Here is a 13,471-nt window from a genome sequence, read left to right on the forward strand (position 1 = left end):
CTCGCACACTCATGAGTCCTGCGCAGACGGTCCTCGAAGTGCGTGACATCGTCAAGACCTACGGCGGTGTGCGCGCGCTCGGCGGCGTGTCGCTCACACTCGATCCCGGTGAGGTCCATTGCCTCGCGGGCGAGAACGGCAGCGGCAAGTCCACTCTCATCAAGATCATCAGCGGTGTCGAACGACCCGACTCGGGCGAGATCGTCATCGACGGCGAGACGCTCGCCCACACCACGCCCACCGGCGCGATCCGCGCCGGCATCCAGGTGATCTATCAGGATTTCTCCCTGTTCCCCAACCTCACCGCTGCCGAGAACATCGCCATGCTCAGCGAGCTCGCCGATCGCCGCAAGCTCTCGTCGCGGCGCCGGATCCGCGCAGCCGCGGAGCGCATCGTCGGCGAACTCGGCCTGAACATCGACCTCGACGCCGACGTCGAGCAGCTCTCGGTGGCCGACCGGCAGCTCATCGCCATCTGCCGCGCGCTCGTGGGTGAGGCACGCGTGCTGATCATGGACGAACCGACGACCGCGCTGACGCATTCCGAGGTGGAGCGCCTGTTCGCCATCGTGCGCCGACTGCAGGACCGCGGCGTCTCGATCGTGTTCGTCAGTCACAAGCTCGACGAGGTGCTGCGCATCTCGCAACATGTCACGGTGCTCCGCAACGGCGAGGTCGTCGAGTCGGGCCCGGCGTCCGAATACACCGGCAGGCGCATCGCGAAGGCGATGACGGGTCGGGAGGTCAGCGAGGAGCGCCTCGTCGACGATCTGCCTGAAGGTCGTGCGCCGCTGCTGGCAGTCGACGGGCTCGGTCGCAAGGGAGCGTTCGCCGACGTCAGCTTCACGGTGCGGGCGGGCGAGATCCTCGGCATCACCGGCCTGCTGGGCTCTGGTCGCAGCGAGATCGCGGAGGCGATCTTCGGCGTCGCGCCGGCTGACACCGGGACTGTCACGATCGACGGCCGGGCCCGCAGCATCCGTTCGATCAACGATGCCGTCAAGGCGGGGATCGGCTACGTGCCCGAAGACCGCCTCACGCAGGGGCTGTTCCTGGAGAAGTCGATCGCCGACAACATGGTCGCGGCTTCCCTCGACTCCTACCGCGGCAGGGCCCTCCTTCTCGATCGCAAGCGCATCGGCCGGTCGATGGCCGACCTGTTCCGGAGGCTCCGGATCAAGGCGCCGAACGTGCTCGCGCCCGTGCGCAGCCTGTCGGGCGGCAACGCGCAGCGCGTCGTGATCGCGAAGTGGCTCGACCGCAAGCCGTCGATTCTGATGCTGAACGGCCCCACCGTGGGCGTGGACATCGGATCGAAGGAGGAGATCTTCGCGATCCTCCGCGAACAGGCCGCGAACGGGATGGGGATCGTGGTGATCTCGGACGACATCCCCGAGCTCGTCTCGAGCTGCCACCGCGTGCTGATCGTGCGCGCGGGTCGCCTGGTCGCCGAGCTCGCCGGCGACGAGATCGACGTGGATCGCATTCAGGAGAGGATGACCGCCTGATGGACCTGCTTCGTCTCCGTGGCCCGAATAACGAGGGCGTGCTCGTGGCGGTGATCCTTGTCGTGGTGATCGCCATGTCGATCGCGAGCCCCGCGTTCTTCACACCTGGCACCTTCTTCGGCCTCGTCCGCAGCTCGCTGGTGCCGTTGATCTTCGCGCTGGGCGTGCTGATCGTCATGATCTCGGGCGGCATCGATGTGTCGTTCCCTGCGATCGCGATCTTCGCCGCCTACACCACCGTGCAGTGGTCGACGCAGGCCGGCTTCGATCCCACGCTGGTCGGGGTCTTCGCCGTCGCCATCGTCATCGGGGCGCTGTGGGGCCTGGTCAACGGCATCGTGATCGCCCGGTTCCGGCTGCCCACGCTGATCGTGACACTCGGCACCCAGGGGATCATCAAGGGCATCCTGCTGACGTACATCGGCTCGGCCTACATCTCGGCGGCCAAGCTTCCGGCGAGTGTGACGGATGCCGGAGACACGCACCTCGTCGACATCCCCGGCGCCGGCTACCTCCACGGCATGCTGATCCCGGTCGTGGTCGTGGCGATCCTCGTGTGGTGGATGCTCAAATACACGACTTTCGGGCGGAGCATCTTCGCCATCGGCGGCGACATCGAGGCGGCGCGACGAGTCGGCATCAAGGTCGTGCGCACACAGGTGCTGCTCTACGTGCTGGTGGGAGCCCTCGCCGCCTTCGGCGGGATGATCTCAGTCATCCTGGGCAAGAACGCCAACCCGCAGTCGCTGGTCGGAACCGAGCTCGACATCATCGCCGCCGTCGTGCTGGGCGGTGCGTCCATCTTCGGCGGCCGCGGCTCGGTGCTCGGCACGGTCCTCGGCGTCCTGCTCGTGCAGCTCATCAACAACAACCTCGTGCTGATCGGCGTGCCCAGCACGTGGCAGCGCGCGGCGGTGGGAGTGCTGCTGATCGTCGGCGTGAGCATCCAGGCGATCGCTGCCATGCGCACACGGCGCAGACCCGTTCTTCTCGAAGAGGAGGTGAGCCGGGCATGAGCGACCTCCGTTCGAACGGCTTGCGCGACGCGAACCGGAAGCTCGACAGCAACTTCGGCTCGCTCATCTCGCGCGTGCAGGTGCCCCGCGGCGCAGGGCGGATGGTGCTGCTGCTCGTCCTCACGTTCGCCCTGTTCGCGGTGCTCAACCCGAGAGTGTTCCTGAACCCCGTCAACCTGCAGAACATCGGCGTCGGCGCACCCGAGATCGGGTTGATCTCGCTGGCGATGATGATCGCGATGCTCACTGGCGGAATCGATCTGTCGGTGGTCGCGATCGCGAACGTGTCGGCGATCACGGTCTCGTCGCTGTACACCGCGATCTCGGTGGGGGCCGGGCCCGAGACGGCCGATGCCATGTCGCCGCTCATCATCCTGGCCGGCATCGCCATGGGCGCCCTGCTCGGTGCCGTGAACGGCATCCTCATCAGCGTCGTGGGAGTCACCCCCATTCTCACGACGCTGGGCACCATGCAGCTCTTCAACGGCCTGGCCCTCGTCTGGACGGGTGGCGTGACGATCTCAGGGGCGCCCGCTGCTCTCACGAGCATCGGCAGGAGCACAGTCATCGGCGTGCCGATCCTCTTCCTCATCCTGATCGTCGTGGCGATCCTGCTCGGGATCGTGATCGACCGCACGCCGATCGGCCGCAAGATCCAGCTGCAGGGTGCCAACCCCGTGGCCGCGCGGTACTCGGGCATCAGCAGTCGCTCGACCCTCATGCTGACCTACATCGTCAGCGGTGTGCTGGGCTCCCTCGCGGGTCTCATCTTCCTGGCGCGCAACCCTTCGGCCAGTGCGGACTACGGCTCGAGCTACGTGCTGCTGGCCATCGTGATCGCGGTGCTCGGCGGTACCAACCCGAACGGCGGGTTCGCCACCGTGCTCGGTGTCGTGCTGGCGACACTCACGCTGCAGGTCGTGTCGAGCGGCTTCACCGCGCTGCGCCTGTCGGCATACGAATACGCGATCGCGCAGGGCGTGCTCCTGATCGCGGTCATGATCCTCGACCAGGTCAGCTTCCGAAGACGTCGAAGGTCAGCACCTCCCGCATCCAGCGAGACCGTGGCGATCGCCACACAGCGCCGTGGAAAGGACGCATCTCAGTGAAGAAGATCATCAACGACCCGGGGTCGTTCGTCGACGAGTTCGTCGAAGGCATCCTGCTGGCGCATCCGGATCTGGTCAGGACACCGGGCGACGATCTGCGGGTGCTGGTGCGCGCCGACGCCCCCCAGCGGGGCAAGGTGGGGATCGTCACAGGCGGCGGTTCGGGACACCTGCCGCTCTTCAAGGGATACGTGGGCAAGGGGCTGTGCTCGGGCGTCGCGATCGGCAACGTCTTCAGCTCGCCGAGCTCCGAGCAGATCCTCGCGGCGACGAGGGCCGTCGACGGCGGCGCCGGAGTGCTCTACCTCTATGGCAACTACGGCGGCGATGTCTTCAACTTCGATCTGGCCGTCGATCTCGCCGAGCTCGACGACATCCCCACCCGCACGGTGCTGGGACGCGACGATGTCGCGAGTCAGCCGAAGGAGCGCAAGCACGACCGCCGCGGCGTCGCCGGTATCCTGTTCGCCTACAAGGCGGCAGGTGCCGCCGCCGAGCGAGGCGACTCGCTCGAAGAGGTGGCTGCGATCGCCGAGGACATCGTGGAGCACACCGCGACCATGGGCATCGGCCTTGCGCCGACGATCATGCCGACCACCGGCAAGCCCAGCTTCGAGCTGCCCGATGGCGAGATGGAGATCGGCATCGGGATCCACGGCGAACCCGGCATCCGCCGTGTGCCCCTCGAGACGGCCGACGAGATCGCGGAGCATCTCGTCCAGGCCCTGGTGGGCGACCTCGGACTCCCCTCCGGCGCGCGTGTCGCGGTGCTCGTCAACGGGCTCGGCGCGACACCGCTGGAAGAGCTCTATGTGCTCTACCGCAAGACCCATCAGCTGCTCACCGCCCGCGGCATCCAGATCGCGAAGAACTACATCGGCGAGTACGCCACCAGTCTCGAGATGGCGGGCGCGTCGATCTCGCTGCTCGAGCTGAACGACGAACGACTGGCGCTGCTGGACGCGCCGGCCACCTCACCGTTCTTCCAGGAGCACTGACATGAATGCGACCGACCTGAACGCACATATCCGCCGCAGTCTCGCTGTGCTGCCCGAGTCCGCGGATGAACTGCGCGATCTCGACCAGAAGCTCGGCGACGGAGATCTCGGCATCACGGTCTCGGCCGGTTCGAGCGCCGTGATCGCCGCGCTCGAGCAGCTGCCCGTGGATGCGACGCCCGCCGACATCGCCCGCGCGACCGCGAAGGCGTTCGCCAATGCGAATCCCTCGACGATGGCGGCGCTCGTGGCCGGCGCACTCCTTGCGGGGTCGCGCGTGTGGGCTGACAAGACCGACATCACGGTGGCCGACGCGCAGGCGTTCGTGGCTGCCGCAGCCGGAAGCATCGCCCAGCGCGGCAAGACGCAGCTCGGTGACAAGACGATCTACGACGGGCTCGCCGCCGTCGCGGATGCGCTCGCGGACGCGCCCGACACCGACGCGGCGATCGAAGCCTCGGTGTCGGCGGCGGCCGATGCCGTCGAACGCACCAAGGATCTGCAGTCACGGCGCGGCCGTGCCTCGTGGCTGCAGGAGCGCAGCATCGGGATCGCGGATCCCGGCGCGACCGCCTTGCTGCGGTTCGCGGAATCGTGGCGAACCGCCGCGAGCTGACCGGCTCTCTCGACCTACCCATCACCAGCAACACCTAAAGGCGGTACCCCTCTGTGACTACCTGGCTCGACGACGTCTTCCCCGTGACCAAGCCGATCATCGGCATGTGCCACCTGCCCGCTCTGCCCGGCGATCCCGCGTACGACAAGGCAGGCGGGATGGACGCCATCATCGCCCACGCTCGGCACGAGATCACTGCGCTTCAAGAGGGCGGTGTCGACGGCATCCTGATCTCGAACGAGTTCAGCCTGCCGTACCTCACCGAGACCGAACCGATCACCGCGATCAGCATGGCTCGCGTCATCGGCGAGATCCGCAGCGAGCTCGCGGTGCCGTTCGGCGTCAACGTGCTGTGGGATGCGGTGCGGTCGATCGACCTGGCCGTCGCGACCGGCGCCGCGTTCGTGCGCGAGATCTTCACTGGCGTGTATGCGAGCGACTTCGGCCTGTGGAACACGAATGTCGGCAAGACCGCTCGCCACCGGCAGGCGGTGTCGGGCGGCGACGTGAGGCTGCTCTTCAACATCGTCCCCGAGGCTGCAGCGTATGTCGCCGAGCGCGACCTGGCGCAGCTGACGCGCTCGACGGTGTTCAACTGCGTGCCGGATGGGCTGTGCGTGTCGGGTCTGACCGCCGGCGCTCCGACCGACACGTCGACCCTGAAGATCGTGAAGGAGCACGCCGGCTCGACCCCGGTGTTCGTCAACACCGGGGTGCGCCCCGATTCGCTGGCCGAGAGCATGAAGTTCGCCGATGCCGGCATCGTCGGCACCTTCTTCAAGAAGGACGGCGCGTTCGAGAACGATGTCGACCTGGCGCGGGTGAAGGACCTCATGAGCGTCGCGAGGAGCGTGCGCTGACGATGTTCCTCGGGATCGACGTCGGCACGTACGAGAGCAAGGGCGTGCTGGTCGACCAAGACGGGACGGTCATCGCGCACGCGCGACGGCGCCACGGCATCGCCACGCCGAACCCGGGCCATGTCGAACAGGATCCTGAGACGGTTTGGTGGGCGGATGTCACCGGCATCGCGCGTGAGCTCACGTCCCACCCTCGCGGGCGCGAGATCGCCGGGGTGGGACTGAGCGCGATCGGACCATGCGTGGTGGCGACGGACGCGGATCTGCGGCCGTTGCGCCCGGCGATCCTGTACGGAGTCGACACGAGGGCCACGGCACAGATCGATCGGATCACCGCTCGGATCGGGGCGGACGAGGTGTTCCGCCGCGCGGGCAACGCTCTGACCAGCCAGTCCGCGGGGCCCAAGATCGCGTGGCTCAAGGACGAAGAGCCCGACGTCTGGCGGGCTGCGCGGTGGTTCATGACGAGCCAGTCCTGGCTGGTGGCGAAGCTCACGGGCGACGTGACGATCGACCATGCGACCGCGGGCTACTTCCACCCGCTCTACGACGTCGCATCGGGTGAATGGGACACGACGGGATGCGAGGACTGGGCGGATGCCGCGCGCTTGCCTCGGATCGCCTGGAGCACGGATGTCGCGGGGACGGTGACGGCGGCTGCGGCAGCGGAGACCGGCATCCCTGCGGGGACTCCCGTGATCGTCGGAACCACCGATTCGCCCGCCGAAGCCGTCGCCTCGGGCGTGGTGGGCGAGGGCGAGCTCATGGCGATGTACGGTTCGAGCGGCTACTTCATCCGCGTGGGCGACCGCCTGCGGGTGGACGCGCGGCTGTGGTCGGCGCCGTTCGTGTTCGAGGGGACGTACGTGCTCGCGGCCGGCACATCGACCGCGGGCACCGCGACCCGCTGGATCGCGGACCTGTTGGGTGTCACGGTCGATCAGGACGAGCAGACCTTCGCGCATCTCATCGAGCTCGCGGCCGAGTCCGAGCCGGGCGCACGAGGTCTGCTGGCGCTGCCGCATTTCTCGGGCGAGCGCACGCCCTTCCAAGACCCGGCGAGCCGTGGCGTGCTCATGGGCCTGGGACTCGAGCACACCAAGGCCGACGTCGCCCGCGCCATGCTCGAGGGTGTCGGCCACTCGATCTCGGCCGCAATCCTGGCCTTCCGTGCTGCAGGCGCACCGATCGAGCGGGTCATGGCCATCGGCGGGGCGACCAGGAACCCCTTCATCATCGGCACGGTGTCGGCGGTGACCGGTCTCGAGCAGGTCGTCGCCGACTCGCCCGGAGCCGCATTCGGCGACGCATTCCTGGCCGCGCTGGGCACCGGTGCCGTCCGCGAGCCCGGCGACGTGCGCCAGTGGGTGCACGTGCGCGAGACGGTGGGGCCGGATGCCGCGACGCGCGCAGTGCTGACCGCTGACCACGACGATTACCTCACGCTCTACAACGCGATCGCTCCGCTTCAACATGGGCGGAGACGATGATCCTTCGACAGGGGCGGAAACGATGACCACGAGCACGATCGAGTGGAGTCGCATCGCGACTCTCGTCGCCGACGGAGTCGGTGTGAGGCAGGGTGACAAGGTCTCGGTGTTCTTCACCGACGGTTCTGCGATGGACGCGGTCGCCGCATTCATCGACGAGTGCTGGCGGCGTGGTGCCGTGCCGCAGGTCATGGCGACCGATGAGCGGTTCGACGAGAGCGCGCTGCGCTGGGCCGACGCTGCGGTGCTCGAACAGGCACCTCCGCTCGAGGTCGCCGCGATGGAGTGGTCCGATGTGCACGTGTCGTTCCGCGCGATGACATCGCCGCTGGTCGACATCGCCCCGGCGCGCATCGCGGCGCTGCGACACGGCCGCGGCATCGTGTCGACCCTTCGATGGCAGGGCACCCGGTGGGCGCTGGTGCGCGTACCAACCCCGACGTGGGCGCAGGCTACGGGTCTGGAGTACGAGCGGCTCGTCGCCGAGTGGGCCGCTTCGTTCGATGCGGACTGGCCTGAGGCTGCGGAGCGGATGGATGCGCTCTGCGCGCGGCTGGCCGGCGCGCGCTCGGTGGTGATCGAAGACGAGTGGGGCCGGCTCGAGCTCCCGGTCGCCGAACGCCGGTGGGTGGCCTTCTCGGGCGAAGCGAACTGGCCAGACGGCGAGATCGCCACCGCGCCCGTCGAGGACGGCGTACGGGGCGTCATCCGCTTTCCGGGCACGTTCTACTTCGCCGGGGTGCGGGTGCGTGACCTCGAGCTGACGTTCGAGCACGGCCGGGTCGTCCGCGAGACCGCGACCGAAGGCCTCGCCTTCGTGCGCGAGCTGCTCGACACCGACGGCGGCTCGCGTCGCGTCGGCGAACTCGGAATCGGCACCAACGCCGCCCTCGAGACCTCGACGGGCGACTTGCTGATCGACGAGAAGATCCTCGGAACCGTGCACATCGCGCTCGGGCGCGCGTATCCCCAATGCGGCGGCGTGAACGAGTCCGCACTGCACTGGGACATCGTCAAGGATCTTCGGACCGGTGCGCGAGCCAGTGCCGGAGCCGGCTCGCTCTCTGTCGATGACGAATGGCTGATCCGAGACGGGGTCGTCCAACCGGCGCTCCGCGAGGCATCCGTCGCCCGACCCATCGCCGACTGAACGAGAGGAATGACGCACATGTACGCGAACGAATTGGACGCCCCCGCGCCCCTGGCGCAGCATCCGCTCGTCTGGCGCGAGACCAATACGCCGCAGCCCGGCAGCGGCCAGCTCCTCATCGAAGTCGCCGCGTGCGGCGTGTGCCGGTCGAACCTCCACCTGATCGAAGGCGACTGGGTCGACGGCGGCGTGCCCGCGATCAGCCCGATCGTGCCCGGTCACGAGGTCACGGGTCGCGTCGTGTCTCTCGGCCCGGGTGTGGACGGCTTCGCGGTCGGCGATCCTGTTGGGGTTCAGCCGCTGTGGTGGACGTGCGAGGAGTGCGAGTTCTGCACGAGCGGCCGGGAGCAGCTCTGCCATGAGCGGCTCATCACCGGCGAGCACGTCAACGGCGGATTCGGGGAGTTCATGCTCGCTACCGCCGCGCATACGTACCGCGTTCCGGACAACCTCGACCTCGTCGAGGCGGCGCCGCTGTTCTGCCCTGGGATCACCGGCTACGGCGCGGTGAAGAAGCTCGACGTCGGGCCGGGCCAGCGGGTCGGGATCTTCGGGCTGGGCGGGGTCGGTCACCTTGCCCTGCAGTTCGCGGTGCTCACCGGCGCCGAGGTCGTCGCAGTTGCGCGCGGCGCGGATCACCTCACGGTCGCCAGAGAGCTCGGCGCGCACGAGACGGTGGATGCCTCGGCCGTCGACGCGGGCACCGTGCTCGAGGACTCCCTGGACGCAGCAGTCACCTTCGCCCCCTCGGACGAGGTGACCGCGCAGGCTCTGCGCGCTCTGAAGTGGGGCGGAACGCTGGTCACTGGCGTGCCGATCTCGATTGAGAGCCTGCCCTTCAACAAGGAGCAGGTCATCAAGGCGTCCCTCCTCGGATCACGCCGGGACATGCGCGAAGTGCTGCGCCTCGCCTCGGAAGGAGAGGTGCGCACCGTGGTCGAACGTTTCGACATGTCGCGCGCCGGCGAGGCGCTCGATTTGCTGGCGAACGGCCGACTGCGCTCCCGAGCGGTCGTCGAAACCCGACGGCCCAGCTGAACCGCCCGCCGGCTCGAGGCCGTCGGCGCCGAATGGGATCGCCGCCTGGCCGCCATCAAGGACATCGCCGAGTCCCTCTGACCAGAAGCTGCGGGTCAGCGCGCCGAGTGGCCTTTCGGCTCGACGACGCCGACCTCAGCCCGCCGCCGATTCGGGCAGCATCCGGTCGAGCAGGCGGTCGATGTGCTCGTCGGCACGCCGGGCGATGGCGGCGTCGACCAGCATCGTCTGCGCGAGACCCGCGGCGGCGGCCACGATCAGGCGGGCGTCGATGTCCGCGTGTTCCTGCTCGGGCGATCCCGTGCGTGATCGCGCGATGGTCTGGCTCACGATGTCGACGAGGTACTGCGCTGCACCATCAGTGTCGCTGGTCGGAGTGCCTGGATCACGCTCGCCGGTGAGCGACTCGAGGAAGAAAGTGTCCAGAACGATGGCATCCTCCCGCCGTCGCGCGTCGGTCGGCAGAACCTCGGTCACGATCGCGCGAATCACATCGCGTGGTGCCGCGTCTTCGCCCAGTTCGACGAGGCGCTCGGCGAACCGTTCGCCGGCGTCGGCGGCCACCGCTTCTCGCGTGGCGCGCAGCACGTCTTCCTTCGAGCCGAAGTAGTACTGCACGAGCCGGACCGACACGCCGGCCTCTGCGGCGACAGCCTGGAATGTCGCGGCTCGCAGACCGTTGCGCGCGACGAGAGTGCGCGCGGCGTCCGTGATCTGGCGGCGGCGCTGCTGGTGATCGGCGAGACGGGGCACGTCTAGATGATACGCGCGTATCACGTTGATGGTACGCTCATACCATCAACGAGAGGTGGCGGCGATGGGCAGGATGAATGCGACGGTCGGTCGGTTCGCGAACGAGCGCGCCCGGGAGGACTACCTGAGGGCGTACGACGCGATGGAGCACCTGTGGCCGGTTCCGGTCGAGCGCGCCGACCTCCCCACCCGGTTTGGATCCACTCGCGTGCGACGGTCCGGTTCGGGCGAAGGGATGCCGCTCCTCTTGCTTCACGGACTGAACGGCACCGGCTCGTCGTGGCATTTCGCGATCGAGGACCTCGCTCGCGACCGCGAGGTGATCGCGGTGGATGTCATGGGAACGGCTGGGCGCAGCATCCAGACGGTGCCGTTCCTGACCGACGCGGACTTCGGCGAGTGGTTCGACGATGTGCTCGCCGGGCTCGGTCTGGACGGGGTGCACCTCCTCGGCGAATCGAACGGCGCATGGCACGCTGCGCGCATCGCCCTGCACGGGAGCCCACGACTGCGGACGCTGACCTTGATCGAACCGAACGGGTTCGTGGTGCGCCCGTCGACGGGGGCGCTGCTGAAATTCGCACGGCTGTCGGCGCGACCCACTGACGCGGGCTGGCGGAGGATGAGCGAGTGGCTGACTCCCGGCGTCACCCTGACCGTCGAGGAGCTGGCCTGTGCGAAGGCGGCGATGCCGTTCCGGCCCGGGGTCGGCTGGCCACGGCTGCTCTCAGACGCCGAGTGGGAGCGGATGCTGCTGCCGACGCTCGCCGTCTTCGGCGGCGAGTCGGTTCTGAGCCGGCCCGGCGCGGCGGCCGAGCGGCTGCGCGAGCACCTCGCGGACGTCCAGACGGTGATCGTCCCCGGTGGCGGACACGGCGTGCACCCGCAATTGCCCGGATCGGTCCGCCCGAGGGTTCTCGAGTTCCTCGCCCGCCACGATCGCAGCCGGGCGGCGAATTGACCAGGACACCCCCGACACTCGGTTGCGGGCGGGGCCCCGGGGTTGGCGGTTGCTGACGATCTATTCGCCCGGCTGCCGGACCTGATACATCGCCACCACCACCCCGGTTCGGCGGGTTGCGACTCCGGAGAGTGTCAGGCCCAGCGGCGGTGACTGCAGCCGAGGCGCCGATTCCCCGACAACGACGGGGTGTATCGAGAGCATCATCTCGTCCACCAATCCCGCCTGCAGAAGCGTCTGCGCCAGTCGGCCATAGCCATACAGCGTCAGGTCCCCACCGCCTGCGTACTTCAACCGCGTCACCTCCGTCACCGGGTCCCGGCGAACCAGCGTGGTGTTCGACCACGCCGCCTCACTCAGTGTGGAAGAGAAGACGTACTTCGGTATCTCGGCCAGGCGGGCTCCGAATACCCCCGAGTCGTTGTGCCAACGGGCGGTGAGCTCCAAGTACGTGTTGCGGCCCATCAGCATGCCGTCCGAGCGCTCCAGTTGCGCGAGCGCCGATTGCCCGCTCTCGTCGTTGAAATACTGCATCGCCCACGAGTCCGGGCTCGCCACGACGCCGTCGAGCGAGATGAGGGCGGACTGAAAGAGCTTTCGCACGGGACCTCCAAGGGCGCGATGAGGAGTAGCTGTCAAAGATCTGACCGCTCGAGGCGGGGAAAGGAATCGGCCCGCGTTGGCGACCGCCGAACAACCGATGATCGGGGTGCCTCGCAACCTCGCACTTCTGGCGACGCGGTTGATGCTCGAGGCGTGGGCGACGCGGAGCGCCAGCCATGCGGGCGTCAACCGAAACGCTGGAGGACGGGCCAGAGCGCGATTCGACGCGATTCGGGCCCGGGCGCGGCGGGGCGATTCCTCATGGCGTCTAGGAGGTCTAACCAGTAAGGCGGACGTGTGTCGGCGGGTTCCTTCCGGTCGAACCGCCGCCGAAAGCAACAGGAATCTATGAAGGAGCAAGAACCATGCCTAGCTGGCAGTCGGAAGCGGTCGCGGCGATGTACCGCGTGTGGACGGACGAACTGAACAATCCGAACCCGGATCGACAGGAGTCACGAGAGACGAACGATCATTGGGGAGACCTCACCGCCGAGCCGCGTCAGGTTGACTACTTGGAGCGAGATATCGCCGGCACGCCCGCTCTGTGGGTGGAGCCCCACAACGCGAATCCCGATCGCGTTCTGCTGCACGTCCACGGCGGAGGCTTCATCGGCGGGTCGTTGTACACGCACCGCAAGCTCGTCGGCCATCTCGCCAAAGCGGCAGGGATCCGCGCACTCGTGATCTCGTACCCGCGAACGCCCGAGCATCAGCACCCAGCCCAGCTCATTGCCGTGTCATCGGCATACCAGTGGCTCCTCGACAGCGGCTTCGACCCGAAGCACATTGTGATCGGCGCAGATTCGGCCGCCGCGACGCTCGCTCTCGCAACTTTGCTTCAGGCCCGTGACCGAGGCGCCGCGATGCCCGCCGCGACGTACCTCATCTCACCGTGGGTCGACATGACGGTGTCCAACCCGAGTTTCGAGGCCAATGCAAGCCGAGACGCCTACTTCCACCGGGACGTCGTCAAAGGGCTTGCTGCGATGTTCCTCGGAAACACCGATCCCCGTGACCCATTGGCCAGTCCCGCCTTCGCGGAGCTCGCGGGGCTCCCGCCCATGTACATCCAGGTCGGCGGCGATGAGACGCTCCTCGATGACGCGAGGAATCTTGCGTTGCGAGCCGAGGAGGCCGGAGTCCACGCGACAATCGACGTCTTTGAGGGTCAGCAGCACACCTTCCAGATGGCGGCAGGACGGGCTCCGGAGGCTGATGACGCCATTGGTCGCTTCGCGGCATGGGTAAAACCGATGCTCGTCTGACGTTCCTGCAGCCGGGATCCCGTCGCCGGCGAGTAAGGAGCTCGAGGCGGCGGGACTCAGAGCCGCCGTTCTGATCGCATCGAATCTGGCCACGGACCGATTCC

At 67.9% G+C, this 13,471-nt stretch carries 13 protein-coding genes; 11 read left to right on the plus strand and 2 right to left on the minus strand.

Annotated elements, in window-relative coordinates:
* The first annotated feature begins 11 nt into the window (after positions 1-11).
* Genes HF576_RS14645 through HF576_RS14685 form a run of 9 tightly spaced genes read left to right on the plus strand, consistent with a single transcriptional unit; the run spans position 12 to position 9,785 of the window.
* Complete coding sequence (locus HF576_RS14645; protein WP_168913527.1) at positions 12-1,508, plus strand: sugar ABC transporter ATP-binding protein; 1,497 nt, start codon at positions 12-14, stop codon at positions 1,506-1,508.
* Entirely contained in the window at positions 1,508-2,524 is a 1,017-nt protein-coding gene (locus HF576_RS14650) for an ABC transporter permease (protein ID WP_168913528.1), read from the plus strand. The genes HF576_RS14645 and HF576_RS14650 overlap by 1 nt, the downstream gene beginning before the upstream one ends.
* Positions 2,521-3,633 (plus strand): ABC transporter permease, encoded by a 1,113-nt coding sequence (locus tag HF576_RS14655; protein ID WP_168913529.1) that lies wholly within the window; start codon positions 2,521-2,523, stop codon positions 3,631-3,633. The genes HF576_RS14650 and HF576_RS14655 overlap by 4 nt, the downstream gene beginning before the upstream one ends.
* The gene (locus HF576_RS14660; protein ID WP_425523009.1) at positions 3,630-4,631 is read left to right on the plus strand and encodes a dihydroxyacetone kinase subunit DhaK; all 1,002 of its coding nucleotides are present in this window, start codon (positions 3,630-3,632) and stop codon (positions 4,629-4,631) included. Before HF576_RS14655 ends, HF576_RS14660 begins: the two co-directional genes overlap by 4 nt.
* 1 nt (position 4,632) lies before the next feature.
* On the plus strand, positions 4,633-5,247 hold the full coding sequence (locus tag HF576_RS14665) for a DAK2 domain-containing protein (protein WP_168913530.1): 615 nt from the start codon (positions 4,633-4,635) through the stop codon (positions 5,245-5,247).
* Between the two features lie 53 nt (positions 5,248-5,300).
* On the plus strand, positions 5,301-6,107 hold the full coding sequence (locus tag HF576_RS14670; RefSeq protein WP_168913531.1) for a BtpA/SgcQ family protein: 807 nt from the start codon (positions 5,301-5,303) through the stop codon (positions 6,105-6,107).
* Between the two features lie 2 nt (positions 6,108-6,109).
* Positions 6,110-7,597, plus strand: a complete 1,488-nt coding sequence (locus tag HF576_RS14675; RefSeq protein WP_168913532.1) for an FGGY-family carbohydrate kinase — start codon at positions 6,110-6,112, stop codon at positions 7,595-7,597.
* Positions 7,598-7,619: 22 nt separating this feature from the next.
* On the plus strand, positions 7,620-8,747 hold the full coding sequence (locus tag HF576_RS14680) for an aminopeptidase (protein WP_168913533.1): 1,128 nt from the start codon (positions 7,620-7,622) through the stop codon (positions 8,745-8,747).
* Positions 8,748-8,756: 9 nt separating this feature from the next.
* Positions 8,757-9,785 (plus strand): alcohol dehydrogenase catalytic domain-containing protein, encoded by a 1,029-nt coding sequence (locus HF576_RS14685; RefSeq protein ID WP_168913534.1) that lies wholly within the window; start codon positions 8,757-8,759, stop codon positions 9,783-9,785.
* Between the two features lie 135 nt (positions 9,786-9,920).
* Here the strand turns inward: HF576_RS14685 and HF576_RS14690 are convergent, their stop codons facing one another.
* Positions 9,921-10,538, minus strand: coding sequence for a TetR family transcriptional regulator (locus tag HF576_RS14690; RefSeq protein ID WP_168913535.1), 618 nt, complete (start codon positions 10,536-10,538; stop codon positions 9,921-9,923).
* A gap of 64 nt (positions 10,539-10,602) precedes the next feature.
* Here HF576_RS14690 and HF576_RS14695 point away from each other — a divergent pair, with 64 nt between their 5' ends.
* Positions 10,603-11,499, plus strand: a complete 897-nt coding sequence (locus HF576_RS14695) for an alpha/beta fold hydrolase (protein ID WP_240948914.1) — start codon at positions 10,603-10,605, stop codon at positions 11,497-11,499.
* Positions 11,500-11,559: 60 nt separating this feature from the next.
* Here the strand turns inward: HF576_RS14695 and HF576_RS14700 are convergent, their stop codons facing one another.
* Positions 11,560-12,102: a dihydrofolate reductase family protein gene (locus HF576_RS14700; RefSeq protein WP_168913536.1), complete on the minus strand. Its 543-nt coding sequence runs from the start codon at positions 12,100-12,102 to the stop codon at positions 11,560-11,562.
* Positions 12,103-12,467: 365 nt separating this feature from the next.
* On the opposite strand from HF576_RS14700, the gene HF576_RS14705 reads away from it, so the two are divergent.
* The gene (locus HF576_RS14705) at positions 12,468-13,367 is read left to right on the plus strand and encodes an alpha/beta hydrolase (protein ID WP_168913537.1); all 900 of its coding nucleotides are present in this window, start codon (positions 12,468-12,470) and stop codon (positions 13,365-13,367) included.
* Positions 13,368-13,471 lie beyond the last annotated feature (104 nt).

The sequence above is a fragment of the Microbacterium salsuginis genome (genome assembly GCF_012524205.1).
Classification (GTDB): Bacteria; Actinomycetota; Actinomycetes; order Actinomycetales; family Microbacteriaceae; genus Microbacterium; species Microbacterium salsuginis.